Here is a 13,721-nt window from a genome sequence, read left to right as displayed (position 1 = left end):
GGAAAAAATGTTTGGAGCAGGATATTTTACTAAATTGTCGGAGAGTTGTACTATGGGAGCTGGGAAGGTTTGATGAAGTTTAGGTGAACTCTGGGTATAGTGCAGATAAGCCGGATAGTTCGGTTTATCTTACCGTTGGGCAGCAATTAATAAATGAAGAAGTTAATATACTATGAAAATGCTAAAAGCTTGTTTCTAGAAATAGAGGCTGAATTTAGTTATTTACATATGGACTTAGAATTAAATCCTAAGTACGTTGACTTATCTTTGGATATTCCCAAACAACCTGGTTTAGATTTTGGAATTAATTTGAACCTTCAGACAGATGAGTTATTCATTTCTACTGAATTAATTAATTGTTCTTGGTTTCCTATAAAAGATGCACAGGTGTGCGATATGTTCATGAATGCAGTCAGAGGGATAATAAAGGGCGAATATAGAATTCTGCAATTAGTGAGAAATGAAAATGTATCCAAAGCTATATTGCAAAAACCAATAAATGGCATTTGGGAAACTGTATGCACAGATTCTATGAAGTCACATTTTCCATGGGAAACATTTGAAAAAAGAGAAATAAAAAATTCGTTGTCCAACAATGTATAAAAGGAATACTAAATCCTTTTATACCAGCCCGTTATTCCTCACACCAGTTCATCATCCTAAATTCTTAAATAACCGACCATAAATGCCCAACCTGCTCGAAGCATACGATTCCTATAGCGATTTTCACCGAAGCTCATATTTTATCATTTGTTATGACACGCTCCCTTCCAACCTGAAATTTGAAACGCCCTTAAAAGCAACCAAAGAAGCGATGGAAGCCGTAATGGCGTCGTTTAATTACGAGGATTTACAGTTGAAGGAGGTAGTTAAAAACTGGAACACAGCGGACGATAAAAATGCTGATTCTTCAAATGATTACCCGGACCAGTATTTATTGAAAAGCGAGTCGAAGAAGCTTGTTATCTGGATTTCGTTAGTGAGCAACGAGCTGACGGTAGATTTTCTGTATGATGTGGCGGATGCAGCCCTTGAACAGGAAGTGATATCCATGAACAAGATGCTCCGTGCAAAATTTGGTGTAAACAAGTCGCCGACTTTTAAAGTGCTTTCCCATAACTCACGCCATTTTTATACGGAAGACGTCCGGACGGATGAACTGCAATTAAACCTTGACGAGCTGTATAACGATGACTTCCTGGAAATAAATGCCATCATCGAGGAGGCGTTGAACCGGGAAGTAGCCGGCTTAATTTTGTTGCACGGAGCGCCGGGAACAGGTAAAACTTCTTATATCAAAAGCCTCATCTCCAGGTTCCAGACAAAGGATTTTATCTTCGTTCAGAATGAATTTATCAAGGACCTGCTCAACCCGGATTTTATTTCCTTCTTACTGCAGAACCGGAACTCCATCCTGATTATCGAAGATGCCGAAAAAGTAATTACCAGCAGGGAAAGTTTAAGTGAAAACTCGGTGGTTTCGACCATTCTCCAGCTGACCGACGGACTGTTTAGTGATTACCTGAATATCAAAATTATCTGCACCTTCAACACCAGTATCGCCAGAGTAGACAAAGCACTTCTGCGCAAAGGCCGCATGATAGCCAATTATGAGTTCAAGCCGCTGACGAAGGAAAAATCGAACAAGCTGCTGGAAGCGATGGGTTACCAAGCCGACGGGAAAGATATGGCGCTGGCAGATATTTTTAACTTTGAAAAGAGAGGCTTCGATACGAATGGAGGCGTTAAGAAAATAGGCTTCGGAGTTTAAGAAGAGGTACAGCTGCAGCTACGAGTGCAGCGGAATGTTGGCAATGGCGGTTCTTTCCGGAACAGCTTAGGTCGGACTTCTGTTCTTTAGTGCAGGTGCCTGCTTTTAGCAAAGCACAAAAGAAAAACAAAGTAAATCACATTCGGTGGCTATATGAAAAAACTTTTCCTGACCAGCCTGTTCCTGCTGGTGGTGCTGTACTGCTCGGCGCAGCAGTTGCTAAATTACAAGTCGCTCGACGCCGGCAATCCCATCGCATTCGGCGGCGACCACATTGTATACAAAGGCAAGAAAGTGAAGCTGGGTCCGAAAGCTTTTTTCATCGACGGGCAGCTGACGAAGGAGCAGGCCGCGAAATACCCGTACGTGTACAATTCGGTCAACGAAGCAGCCAAACACCTGACAGACGGTACCGAAGCAGCGCCGATGGTGCTGTACCTGGCGCCGTACGTGTATTGGATAGACAACCCCGATGACCCGGCCATTCGTGTTCCGAAAGAGGGGGCAGCAGTGCCGTATGGTCTGGTGATAAAATGCGAGTGGCTGCGCTTTCAGGGTTTGTCGGATAAGGCCGAGAACGTGGTGCTGGCCAGCAACCGTGGCCAGACCATCGGGGCCCAGGGCAATTTTACCATGTTCCGGTTTATCGGGCAGGGCACCAGCTCCGAGAACATCACCTTTGGCAATTACTGCAGCATCGACCTTGTTTACCCGCTGGCGCCCCAACTGAACCGGGAAAAAAGAGCATCCGCCATTGTGCAGGCGCAGCTTATCCACTGCAACGGCGATAAAATTGTAGCCCGCAATACCCGCTTTGTGAGCAGGCTCAACCTGAATCCTTTTGTAGGCGGCAAACGGGTGCTGTTCGACCGCTGCCACTTCGAATCCACCGACGATGCCCTGTGCGGCACTGCCGTGTACCTGAACTCTACCCTCGACATCTACGGCTCCAAGCCCTTCTACCACACCACCGGCACCGGCGCCGTTTTCCTCAACTGCGACATCAGGTCCTTTACCGGCAATCAGCAGTATTTCACGAAAGCCAACGGACAGGTAGCCGTGGTGGATACCCGTTTTACAAGCGAAGCAACTCCCTATTTAGCCTGGCGGGATGTGGTGCCGCACGAAACGCGCAACTACCAGCACAACATCACGCTCAACGGAAAAGCAGTCGTTATCGGGAAAAAAGACCCGGCCTCCACCGTTGAAATGGCTGGTAAGCCGGTGCTGAATGCCTACCGCCTGGAGCACAACGGCAAGGTAATTTACAACACTTACAACCTGCTGCGCGGCAACGACGACTGGGACCCGATTGGGGTGAAGGAGCAGGTGTTGGCAGCCGAAAAAGCGCAGGGCAAATCCTACACGAATCTGCCGGTGCAGCTGCTGCTTTCGCCCACCAATGTTACGCTTGAAACGAATAAGAACACAGCAAAGCTAAGCGCCAGGGTAATGCGGTTTGGTAACTACGAGCACAGCGATGAGCAAGTGAAATGGGCGGTAGCTCCTGCACATGCTGGGTTGGTAGAACTGAACGTGAGTGCCGATGGCAGGACCTGCGAGGTAATTCCCACTAACACAAACGACGACACCCGGCAGGTTATCATCACCGCAGCTACTGCTTCGGGCCTGGAAGCGGCGAGTGTGTTAACCGTTGCACCTGCCATGTTAGCGGCTCCTGCGTTCACGGCAAAGCCAACTATTGCGAAGCCCACTGATGGGAAACTGAAAGTAGCCTACAAGCTCGACATGCGTTTCGCGGACCAGTCGCGGGTGAGCTGGTACCGCTGCACCGATGCCAAAGGCAGCAACCCGGTAGAAGTAGCTGTGTCGCGGTTCGATACGCCTTTACAGGAATACACGCTTTCGGCTGGAGATGTGGGGTATTACCTCATGGCGGCGGTGGCGCCCAAACACATACGTTGCGAAGCTGGCGAAGCGGTGGCTTATGTGCTGCCAAAACCTATCGCAGCCAAAGATGTGAAAGCCAATCCGAACCTGCTGTACACCGACTTTCGCAACCTTTCTACCAAAAACCAGCCGAAGGTGCTGCCGGGCTTCTGGACGTTCGGGCATTTTGAACCGGAAGATGAAAATAACCCGAATAACGTGAGCAAAGAGCGCGATGCCTGGCACTATGGCGAGGGCGTAGATGGGGCAGCCAACATGCTGGGGCTCTTGCAGGGCCGCAGTGCCAGCCTGCGCTACACCCCGGTCGGGAAAACGTTTGGCGACATGAAACTAACCATGACGGTGGCCCCCTACAAAACGGCAGGCCAGGGCTTCAGCGTGGCGCACCTCTACATGGACGTGCTCATCAAGTTCGACACCGAAACCATGACGGGCTACGGCCTGCGATTTATCCGGACCACCAAGCACCACGATGCGGTGGATTGCGTGTTCGTGCAATATAAGAACGGCCAGGCAACCACGATCAGCGAACCCATCACCACCTCCGGCTACCGGACCCCCTGTACCATTACCATAGAAACCAAAGGAAACAAGCTGCTGGCGCAGGCCGCAACGCAGGCACAGGAGAAGCCGAAGCCCAACAGTCCGGAGGTAGCCGCCGCTGTGGATATGGCAACAGACATCGCACCGGGTAAAGCAGGCGGCTTCGGCATCCAGTACAACGGCGGTGCGCCTGCGCTAATCAAAGACCTGAAAGTGGAGTGGAAATAGTGGCAGGTGCAGTAAGTCCGGAAAGTTTCTTTTAACTTCATGACTTTAAAAATGGCGCGAGCGTCCTCGCTCGTGACGCCTATTCCGCGGCCTCTGGCCGCCGTGAACCATAAGCAGGCTATTTACTGTAGCCAAAGGCTGCGGGATAATAGACACAAGGGGAGCACTCGCGCCAGTATAATTAAGTTTGTCAGCCCTGCGAATAGGGGTGCGCAACAAGACAAGCAACGCATGAACATACTTATTGCCTACGAAGGTGTGATTCCGGTAGCCACATACGGCGGCATCGAGCGCGTGGTCTGGTACCTGGGGAAGGAACTGGTAAAGATGGGGCATCAGGTTACCTACCTGCTGCACGAAGGCTCCTCCTGCGACTTTGCCCCCGTGCTTTTTTTTGATAAAAGTAAAAAAGTGTCGGAGCAGATTCCGGCGGGTACCGATGTGGTGCACTTCAACTTTATGCCCGAAGAGGAAATCCGGACGCCTTACCTGTTTACCATGCACGGCAACTGCAACGACTACCGTGAGTTTGATAGCAATACGGTGTTTGTTTCCCGGAACCACGCCAACCGCTACGGCTCCGACTCCTTTGTGTACAACGGCCTCGACTGGGACGACTACGGCAAACCCGACCTGACGAAGAACAGAAATTACTTCCACTTCCTGGGCAACGCCGCCTGGCGCGTGAAAAATGTAAAGGGCGCCATCAACGCCATTAAACAAACCCGCGACGAACGGCTGCAAGTGCTGGGCGGACAGCGGTTCAATTTTAAAATGGGTATGCGCTTCACCTTCAGTCCCCGCATCAGTTTCTGCGGCATGGTGGGCGGCGAAGAAAAGCTGCAACTGCTCAACGGCTCCAAAGGACTGGTGTTCCCGGTGCGCTGGCACGAGCCCTTTGGCCTGGCCATCACCGAAAGTCTGTACTTTGGCTGCCCTGTGTTCGGTACCCCCTACGGCTCGCTTCCGGAAATAGTAAACAAAGAAGTTGGCTACTTAACAACCAGCACATCAGACCTGGCGCAGGCGCTGGAAAACAGCAGTTCCTACTCCAGAAGCGCCTGCCACCAATATGTCGTGGACGTGTTCAGCGCCCGCAAAATGGCAGAAGCCTACCTGGAGAAGTATCAACAGGTGATAGAGGGGAAGAAGCTGAATGCAGAACCGCCCAGGTTAAAGCAGGTACAAACCGAAAAGTTTTTGCCCTGGCAGTAGGGGCAGGTCTTGCACCTGCCCAATCGTGCACCGGCAATCGTGCAGGGAAAGTAAAAGAAAATACGATAGGAGCAGGGAAAATTAATTCACAGCCATGACTCGGGAACGATTGGGCAGGCGCAAGACCTGCCCCTACAAGTATACAAATGTTCTGAGGCTATGGTGGCAGGTGCAGATAACGCCCAAAAGATGAAAATATGAAGCATAAACCTGATATCAGAACCGTGGATGTGGTGCGGTACGTGACGCCGCTGCGCGAGGGCGGATCGCTGCCGGCCATTGTGGAGGCAGACGACGATTTTATGTACGTGCTCAAGTTCCGGGGGGCCGGGCAAGGCATCAAAGCGTTGATTGCCGAACTTATCTCCGGTGAGATTGCCCGTGCGCTGGGTTTCCGGGTGCCCGAAATTGTGTTCATCAACCTGCACGAAGCCTTTGGCCGCACCGAACCCGACGAGGAAATACAGGACCTGCTGCGGGCCAGCGAAGGCCTGAACCTGGGGCTGCACTACCTTTCCGGGGCCATTACCTTCGACCCGATCGTCAACACCCTCGATACCACGCTCGCCTCGCAAATTGTGTGGCTCGACTGCCTCATCACGAACGTAGACCGCACGGCCCGCAACACGAACATGCTGATGTGGCGCAAAGAACTGTGGCTCATCGACCATGGCGCCTCTCTTTACTTTCATCATTCCTGGCAGAACTGGGAGGAACAGGCCAAGCGGCCTTTCCCGCAGGTGAAAGACCACGTACTGCTGTCGCGCGCCACCGAGCTCGAAGCAGCAGACGCCGCCTTCCGCGCCGTGCTGACGCCGGAGCGTATCCGGGCTATTGTAGCGGTGGTGCCGGACGAGTGGCTGACGGATGTAGAGTCGCCATTCGAGACGGCGGAGGAGCACCGGGAAGCCTATGTGCAGTTCCTGGAAACACGTGTGGCCCATTCTCAAATTTTTGTCAAAGGAGCGCAGGATGCAAGATAAGCACTTATTTGAGTATGCCGTCATCCGGGTGGTGCCCCGGGTGGAGCGGGAGGAGTTCCTGAACGTGGGCGTGATCCTGTACTGCGCTGCAGAGGGTTTCCTGCAGACAAAGTGTGCCCTGAACGAGCAGCGGCTGAATGCCTGTTTTGCAAACGTGGATGTAGCGGAGCTGAAGGAGCGCCTGCTGGCCTTTGAAAAAGTATGTGCCGGCCGTGCGCAGGGAGGCCCCATCGGGCAGCTACCCATCGCCTCGCGCTTCCGCTGGCTCACGGCCGCCCGCAGCACCATTGTGCAAACCTCACCGGTGCATCCGGGCATGTGCAACGATGCCAAAGAAACGCTGGAGAAGCTGTATGAGCAGTTGGTGGCGTAGACTTTACTTCAACTCAATAGAAAGAATTTTATCGCCTACCTGCAACTGGTGCACTACCTCCATGCCGTTTACTACGAGTCCGAAAACAGAGTAGCGGCCGTCGAGGTGGGGGGTGGGGGAGTGGGTGATGAACCACTGGTTGCTCTCGGTGTCTTTGCCAGCCGAGGCCATACCGATGTACCCTGTCCGGAAATAAAGCGGTGCAAACTCCGACCGGATGGCATAGGGCGAACTGCCCCAGCCGTCGCCGCGCTTGTCGCCGCCCTGCACCACAAAGTTGGGGACCACCCGGTGGAAATACAGGCCATCGTAAAAATGCTGTTGGGCAAGCGCTACAAAGTTGGCTACGGTAGCCGGAGCATCCTCTACGAAAAGCTGCAGCTCAATGTCGCCTTTATCAGTTTTTAGAAGCACACGCTGGTTTGCCGGTATTTTCTGCACTAAAGTCCAGTCGATAGGGTGCGTGTAGGGTGGCCGGGGCTGAACAGCTTCCGGTCTGCCGTTGAGGTAGTTAATTGTTTTCTGGAGCTCCATAAAGGTTTCCGTGTCGCGGGGCAGCTCCAGTTGCTGCTGTGCCTCCTTCAGGAAACCGAGGTTCGTATAGGCATCCCGGAAATTCAGGTCTGGCGCCCGCATCACCCCGGCTGCTACTCCCACCAAAGCCACGTCTCCTGAACCAATGGCCTTCTTAAAAATGCGGGCGAATTCCTGTTCCAGCGTTTTCGGAAAACCCGGCTGCAGGCGCATGGCAGCGAGTGCTTCTATGCCATAGGTGGCCACAATAGGCTGTTTTGCCGAAAAGATCTCCTGCTCTATAAACCGGTAGTTGTCGAAGTCGGCAGCGAGCGCTTTAAGCAGATAGCCTTTGTGGTAGGGGTTGTGCGTGTTGTGGTACCGCTGCTTGTATTGGTTGCTGAGGGCGGCCTGGTTGGTACTGTTGCGTAAAAGGATCCACATGATGCCGGATCGTACCCGTTCGTCCTGCACCTGGCGCAGTGCCTGCTCCAGTTTGCCGGTATCAATTTTACGGGTACTGGCCTGGATAAACTCGGCGGTGGCAACCGCAACACTCAGGTTGCTGTCGGTGAGGCCGGCCAGAATCGCCTGCTCTGCCTGTTTGTTGTCTTCTAAGCCAGCCATGGCCCGTATGGCGTTGATGCGTACGCGGTAATCGGAATCGTTTTGCGCAATACCCGCCAGGATTGCCGCTTTGTCGGAGGTCCTGATTTTGGCGATGGCCTGTGCCAGTGCCATCCGTATTTCCGCAGACGGGTCGGAAGTGGCGGCGGTAATGATGGGCTGCCTCGAGGACGTCAGGTCGATGCGGGGTGTGCGGGCCAGGAAATGCGCGGCAGCCAGCCTGGCATCGAGCGGAGAGGAGGGGGCAGCGAGAATCTTTACAGCTTTATCGATTGCTTTAATGCTGCTGTGCTGGCGCATTCCTGCCCGGAACAGTCCCCAGGCCTGCCCGGCCAGGGCATGGTCGTTGGTGGCCGTGTAGGTGGCCAGCACTTCCACGCCCGCGGGGGTGGCAATTTTGCCGAGCGCTTCCAGCAAAGCTGCCTGCACGACTGGCCGTTTTTCCTGCTTCAGGTGTTGGATCAGGCCTGTTTCTGCTTTGCGGTGGCCGGTCTGGCCGATGGCAAAAGCAGCCGCTTCGCGCACGGCTGTTGTCGTGTCGGTGAGCATGGTGAGCAGTTGCGGGAGCGCCAGTGTGTCCTGTACGGAGGCAAAAGCCAGTGCGGCTTCTGTTCGGTAGGCTGCTTTGGAATGGTGCAGGTACTGGAGCAGGGTGGGCGTATTGCGCTCATCCTTCAGGGTATGGATGGCACGCAGGGTGGCATCAGAAAACTTGTTTACAGGAGCAACCGGTTTTTGCGCCTGCGGCGGCTGCACACGGCAGGCGGCCAGGCTTATCAGGATGACCAGGTACAGGGGTATGCTTTTCATGTGGTGGCGCTTGTTTCGAAAATTAGGTGCCTTGCAGGGCTGTAAATGTTTCCGCTCTTATTACCGACGCGTTTTTAGGGCTTACTGTTGCTTTACGGCTCGGACAGCGCATTTGCAGAACCCGGACAGAAATATTTTCGTCAACAAAAATAGCGCCTTGTTCTGCTCTCCTGAAACCAAAGTGGTTGATTTTTTGGTTAGGAAGGAGCAGGAAAGGGGATGTATAATTTTGATTTATCATTCCATATTTCTATATTTAGAGTTGATAATGAGAAGCTTATGCGGGACTTTAGCCTAAAGTTGTTCGACAATGCTTATGTATTGCATCCAAAAACGGAGCAGCAACTGCTTTCATTTTTGCATTACGCCCTTGTGCTCAACCTCCTGCTGCCGTTTTACCTTATCTACACCAACGATATTTACATCGGGCTGCTTATCCTGCTGCTCGACCTGGTCATTGTGTTTGGCTACGGGCTTTACGCCTGGTTTAACCAGAAACCCCGGTTCCGCACCCATTTCACGCTTTCGCTGGAGGGCGTAAGGTACCGGATTCTTGTTTCGGAACCGGAACAGGAGTTTGAGTGGGAGGAGGTTGATACCGTACGGATGCATGCCCATGAACTGGTTTTCACGTTGAAGAACGGTGAGGAGCATACGCTGTGCCTGCATAAGGTGCAGGACGAGGCGGTGCTTCGGAAAGCTGAAACCAAAATCAGGAAGATCGCCAGGCGTAAGGATATTCAATTGCTGTAGACGTAGGTATGTGCACCTGGCTAATTTAGCTGCTTTAACTGCTCCTTTTTTCTTCCATTTACACGTATTACAGCAGGTTTACTCCTGGTTCTGCCTTTGATAAGCCGTATCGCCAGTTTCTGTTCCTGTTGCGGCTTTTATCGTAATCCTTTCAAGTTTACATTTTATTACCTGCAGCTTTGCCTACCTTTGCAGCTCAGTAACTGCCATGGGTGAAACGGCTACACGTGTGTATGGGCTCCAGTTCGGGTTGCTTTGCCTGAGCTCCTTCCTCTTTTTTGCCAGCTTTAATATGATTATTCCCGAGCTGCCGGCTTACCTTACGAGCCTGGGCGGTGCGGAATATAAAGGATTGATCATTTCGCTGTTCACGCTTACCGCCGGCCTGTCGCGCCCGTTCAGCGGGAAACTGGCCGATAAGATCGGGCGGATACCGGTAATGGTAGTGGGTGGAGTTGTCTGTGTTTTCTGCGGTTTTTTGTATCCGTTTACCGGTACGGTAGCAGCTTTCCTGTTGCTGCGGTTTGTGCATGGCTTTTCTACTGGTTTTACGCCCACTGGTACAGCAGCCTATGTGGCTGATATTATTCCGGTGAATCGTCGGGGCGAAGCAACAGGTTTGCTGGGGCTGGCGGGCAGTTTAGGCATGGCGGCAGGACCTGCACTGGGAGGTACAATTGCCAACCAGTTTTCGCTCGATACCATGTTTTATGCTTCTTCGGCCACGGCCTTTTTGTCGGTAGCTGTGGTGGTGCGCATGCACGAAACCTTGCACGACCCACTGCGCTTCCGGATGGGGTTGCTCCGTATTTCCAGGAGTGAGCTGTTTGAGCCGCGGGTTATCGGCCCTTCCGTCGTGATGCTGCTGGCTTATTTCTCCTTCGGCGCCATCCTGACGGTAGTGCCTGATTTCAGCGAACACCTCGGTATAAAGAACAAGGGCTTATTTTTTACAGCTTTCACGCTGACCTCGCTTGCTATCCGGTTCCTGGCGGGCAGGGTGTCGGACCGGTACGGGCGGGTGCGGGTGCTGCGGGTAAGTTCGGCAACGCTGGCGCTGGCGCTGGTCTGGCTTGGCCTGGCAGATTCCGCGTTCGACCTGCTTACTGCTGCTGCTTTGTATGGCATTGGCGCCGGCATGAATTCCCCCACCATCTTCGCCTGGACCATCGACCAGAGCCACGAGGCGCACCGGGGCAGGGCCATGGCTACCATGTACATTGCCATGGAAGCCGGCATCGGAATAGGAGCCCTGGCATCGGCCTGGATCTATAACAACCAGGCAGCAAATTTTCCATTCGTTTTCTGGACCAGCGCCGCCTGCGCCCTCACTTCATTCCTGTACCTGACGCTTGGAAAGTTTAGGAGTTAGAGAGTTTGGGAGTTAGAAAGTTTAGGAGTTTAGGAGTTAGAAAGGTAGAGAGGTTGGAATTTTGTAGGGGTTGAACATCTTTAACCCTGTAACAGAGAGGTCGAAAAGTTGGGGGTGTGGCTGTAGAGACGCGGTGCCCGCGTCTCCTGCACGAACCACAAACAGGCCTAATCCTGAAAATTCTAAAATTCTGTAAATCCTGATTCAGACATTTAACAATTTAACAATGTAACCATCACACCCATCATTCCATCACACCCATCATTCCATCACTACCATCAACGGGTCGGACAGGCAGCAGAGGCTGTGGTGGCAGGAGCAGAAGAATTTGCGAATTGTCTGAACTAGGATTAAGCAGATTAAAGGATTACCCGGATTAGACGCAGCGGCGCACCCTCAGAAAATAACTCCCAAACTCTTAAACTCCTAAACTCCTAAACTCCTAAACTCCTAAACTTTCTAACTTCCAAACTAACATTCCCCCAATAACGAATAACCATTAACCAATAACTATTCACAAGTAACCTGCGTTGTGAAAGAGAGTTTTCTTCGGGACGTTCTTTTTGCTATCTTTCGATACCAAAACATATTCGTGCAGGCTTTTCCTGTATATGACACACTATGGACGCAGCTTTTTTTAAACATCTGTACGAGGAGCACCAGCAGGCTTCGCACCAGGTACCTGGCTCTGCCATTTGCCAGTTTATTGATGGGGTCGTGCAATTGCTGTTTCCCCCTTTATCAGAAAGACGTTTTCATTCGGTTGAAGAGGTAGAAGCCTATGCCGATGGGTTACAGTCGGACCTGCACGGGCTGCTGGCCAGTATGGGCGGTGTGCTTCCGGCCCCGGCTGCAGAACTTACCGAAGCGGTTATGAATTACCTGCCCCTGATCCGCCGCCTGCTCGTGCAGGATGCCTCGGCTATCCTGGAAGGAGACCCTGCCGCCCGTAACCTGGACGAAGTAGTGCGCACGTATCCGGGTTTCCGGGCCGTGATGGTGTACAGGCTGGCGCATGTGCTTTACCGCCTGAAGATTCCGCTGCTGCCGCGGGTGCTTTCGGAGTATGCCCACACCAAAACCGGTATTGAAATTCATCCGGGCGCGCTGATAGGCACCCATTTCTGCATCGACCATGGCACCGGCGTGGTGATTGGCGAAACGACCATTATCGGGAACCATGTAAAAGTGTACCAAGGCGTAACGCTGGGGGCGCTGAGCGTGGATAAGGCCATGGCGTTCATCAAGCGGCACCCTACTATTGAAGATAATGTGGTGATTTATGCCGGTGCGACCATACTGGGGGGCAACACGGTTATTGGAGCGAACAGTGTTATTGGCGGAAATGTGTGGCTGACCGAGAGTGTGCCGCCTAACTCCAGGGTATACCACCGTCCCCAGATAAAAGTAAGCAGGGCCGCAGATCCTGCCGACGTTTTGAATTTCTCTATTTAAATAATCAGAAAAAATATACTATGAAAGCTAATAATGTATTAGAGACGATAGGCAACACCCCAACGGTACGCATAAACAGGCTTTATAACCAGGATGTGGAAGTATGGATGAAGCTGGAACGCAACAACCCGGGCGGAAGCATTAAAGACCGCATTGCTTTGGCTATGATCGAAGATGCCGAAAAGAAAGGCCTGCTGCAACAGGACAGTGTTATTGTAGAGCCTACCTCGGGTAACACAGGTGTAGGGCTGGCGATGGTAGCTGCTGTGAAAGGCTATGAACTGGTGCTGGTTATGCCGGAGTCGATGTCGATTGAGCGCCGCCGCCTGATGGCCTCTTATGGTGCCAAGCTGGAACTGACGGCCCGTGAGAAAGGTATGAAAGGTGCCATAGAGCGGGCACGGGAGCTGGCAACCGAAAACCCCAAAGCCTGGATGCCGATGCAGTTCGACAACCCGGCCAACACGCAGGTTCATATCGATTTCACAGCGCAGGAAATTCTGCGCGATTTTCCGGAAGGTTTCGACTACCTGATTACGGGTGTAGGAACCGGCGGGCACATAACCGGTGTGGCCAAAGTGCTGAAAGAAAAGTTTCCGAACGTGAAAGTGTATGCGGTAGAACCGGCGGCATCGCCGGTGCTGAGCGGCGGCCAGCCAGGTCCGCACCCGATTCAGGGTATTGGCGCCGGCTTTATTCCTTCTATCATGGATACGAGCGTGCTCGACGGTATCATCCAGATTAACCCGGAAGATGCGTTTGATTACTCGCGCCGTGCTGCTGCAGAAGAAGGTATTTTCCTGGGCATTTCCTCGGGCGCCTCGCTGGCGGCTGTGGCGCAGAAACTGGAAGAAGAAATTCCGGCAGGCTCCAAAGTACTTACTTTCTGCTACGATACCGGCGAGCGGTATTTGTCGGTGGAAGGTTTGTTTGTGTAGGTGCTTAACAAGCTTTAAGAAAAGTCCCTGTACAGGTTGCTGTGCAGGGACTTTTTTGTTCTGCTGCACCTGCCACCATAGCCTCTGCTGCTTAATTTTCAGTTTTACGGGGAAGTAGTAAATTGGTATTTTACAATTTTCGGTTGTGCCATAAAGAAGTCTGCCGTATTTTTGTCGCTTTCTTGCTATAAAATTTGTCCGGGAGTAATAACCTGTAAAATAATATTCG

General features: G+C 52.3%; 11 protein-coding genes. 10 read left to right on the top strand and 1 reads right to left on the bottom strand.

The features are described 5' to 3' along the window. The first annotated feature begins 153 nt into the window (after window positions 1-153). The 6 genes from DCW36_RS20890 (at window position 154) to DCW36_RS20865 (ending at window position 7,024) form a co-directional block, all read left to right on the top strand. On the top strand, window positions 154-603 hold the full coding sequence (locus DCW36_RS20890; protein ID WP_114781692.1) for a hypothetical protein: 450 nt from the start codon (window positions 154-156) through the stop codon (window positions 601-603). 82 nt (window positions 604-685) lie between these two features. Next, a complete protein-coding gene (locus tag DCW36_RS20885; RefSeq protein WP_114781691.1) occupies window positions 686-1,771 on the top strand; it encodes an AAA family ATPase in 1,086 nt (361 codons plus the stop codon). A gap of 153 nt (window positions 1,772-1,924) precedes the next feature. Next, window positions 1,925-4,453 (top strand): PemB family protein, encoded by a 2,529-nt coding sequence (locus DCW36_RS20880; RefSeq protein ID WP_114781690.1) that lies wholly within the window; start codon window positions 1,925-1,927, stop codon window positions 4,451-4,453. Between the two features lie 231 nt (window positions 4,454-4,684). Then, window positions 4,685-5,668 (top strand): glycosyltransferase, encoded by a 984-nt coding sequence (locus DCW36_RS20875; RefSeq protein ID WP_114781689.1) that lies wholly within the window; start codon window positions 4,685-4,687, stop codon window positions 5,666-5,668. A 197-nt stretch (window positions 5,669-5,865) separates the two neighbouring features. Then, window positions 5,866-6,651 carry a HipA family kinase gene (locus DCW36_RS20870; RefSeq protein WP_114781688.1) on the top strand — a complete coding sequence of 262 codons (786 nt, stop codon included), beginning with the start codon at window positions 5,866-5,868 and terminating at the stop codon, window positions 6,649-6,651. Next, window positions 6,641-7,024, top strand: coding sequence for a DUF3037 domain-containing protein (locus DCW36_RS20865; protein WP_114781687.1), 384 nt, complete (start codon window positions 6,641-6,643; stop codon window positions 7,022-7,024). Before DCW36_RS20870 ends, DCW36_RS20865 begins: the two co-directional genes overlap by 11 nt. 3 nt (window positions 7,025-7,027) lie before the next feature. Here the strand turns inward: DCW36_RS20865 and DCW36_RS20860 are convergent, their stop codons facing one another. Beyond that, on the bottom strand, window positions 7,028-8,974 hold the full coding sequence (locus DCW36_RS20860; protein ID WP_114781686.1) for a peptidylprolyl isomerase: 1,947 nt from the start codon (window positions 8,972-8,974) through the stop codon (window positions 7,028-7,030). 279 nt (window positions 8,975-9,253) lie between these two features. Between DCW36_RS20860 and DCW36_RS20855 the strand changes: the two genes are divergently transcribed. From DCW36_RS20855 to cysK, 4 genes are all read left to right on the top strand, one after another. Next, window positions 9,254-9,727: a hypothetical protein gene (locus DCW36_RS20855; RefSeq protein ID WP_128397004.1), complete on the top strand. Its 474-nt coding sequence runs from the start codon at window positions 9,254-9,256 to the stop codon at window positions 9,725-9,727. Window positions 9,728-9,935: 208 nt separating this feature from the next. Beyond that, on the top strand, window positions 9,936-11,099 hold the full coding sequence (locus DCW36_RS20850) for an MFS transporter (RefSeq protein WP_114781684.1): 1,164 nt from the start codon (window positions 9,936-9,938) through the stop codon (window positions 11,097-11,099). Window positions 11,100-11,720: 621 nt separating this feature from the next. After that, on the top strand, window positions 11,721-12,554 hold the full coding sequence (gene epsC, locus DCW36_RS20845) for a serine O-acetyltransferase EpsC (protein ID WP_114781683.1): 834 nt from the start codon (window positions 11,721-11,723) through the stop codon (window positions 12,552-12,554). A 20-nt stretch (window positions 12,555-12,574) separates the two neighbouring features. Beyond that, window positions 12,575-13,492 carry a cysteine synthase A gene (cysK, locus tag DCW36_RS20840; RefSeq protein ID WP_114781682.1) on the top strand — a complete coding sequence of 306 codons (918 nt, stop codon included), beginning with the start codon at window positions 12,575-12,577 and terminating at the stop codon, window positions 13,490-13,492. Window positions 13,493-13,721 lie beyond the last annotated feature (229 nt).

This window comes from Botryobacter ruber, assembly GCF_003347595.2.
Taxonomy (GTDB): Bacteria; Bacteroidota; Bacteroidia; order Cytophagales; family Hymenobacteraceae; genus Pontibacter; species Pontibacter ruber_A.
The sequence above is the reverse complement of the archived record's forward strand: the minus strand, read 5'-3'. Positions and strand labels throughout refer to the sequence as shown.

What these genes read in the sequence shown, in the direction of transcription:
- DCW36_RS20855 (WP_128397004.1), top strand. Translation starts at nt 9,254, where the DNA reads ATGCGGGACTTTAGCCTAAAGTTGTTCGACAATGCTTATGTATTGCAT.
- DCW36_RS20860 (WP_114781686.1), bottom strand. Translation starts at nt 8,974, where the DNA reads ATGAAAAGCATACCCCTGTACCTGGTCATCCTGATAAGCCTGGCCGCC.
- DCW36_RS20875 (WP_114781689.1), top strand. Translation starts at nt 4,685, where the DNA reads ATGAACATACTTATTGCCTACGAAGGTGTGATTCCGGTAGCCACATAC.
- DCW36_RS20850 (WP_114781684.1), top strand. Translation starts at nt 9,936, where the DNA reads ATGGGTGAAACGGCTACACGTGTGTATGGGCTCCAGTTCGGGTTGCTT.
- epsC (WP_114781683.1), top strand. Translation starts at nt 11,721, where the DNA reads ATGGACGCAGCTTTTTTTAAACATCTGTACGAGGAGCACCAGCAGGCT.
- DCW36_RS20865 (WP_114781687.1), top strand. Translation starts at nt 6,641, where the DNA reads ATGCAAGATAAGCACTTATTTGAGTATGCCGTCATCCGGGTGGTGCCC.
- DCW36_RS20885 (WP_114781691.1), top strand. Translation starts at nt 686, where the DNA reads ATGCCCAACCTGCTCGAAGCATACGATTCCTATAGCGATTTTCACCGA.
- cysK (WP_114781682.1), top strand. Translation starts at nt 12,575, where the DNA reads ATGAAAGCTAATAATGTATTAGAGACGATAGGCAACACCCCAACGGTA.
- DCW36_RS20890 (WP_114781692.1), top strand. Translation starts at nt 154, where the DNA reads ATGAAGAAGTTAATATACTATGAAAATGCTAAAAGCTTGTTTCTAGAA.
- DCW36_RS20880 (WP_114781690.1), top strand. Translation starts at nt 1,925, where the DNA reads ATGAAAAAACTTTTCCTGACCAGCCTGTTCCTGCTGGTGGTGCTGTAC.
- DCW36_RS20870 (WP_114781688.1), top strand. Translation starts at nt 5,866, where the DNA reads ATGAAGCATAAACCTGATATCAGAACCGTGGATGTGGTGCGGTACGTG.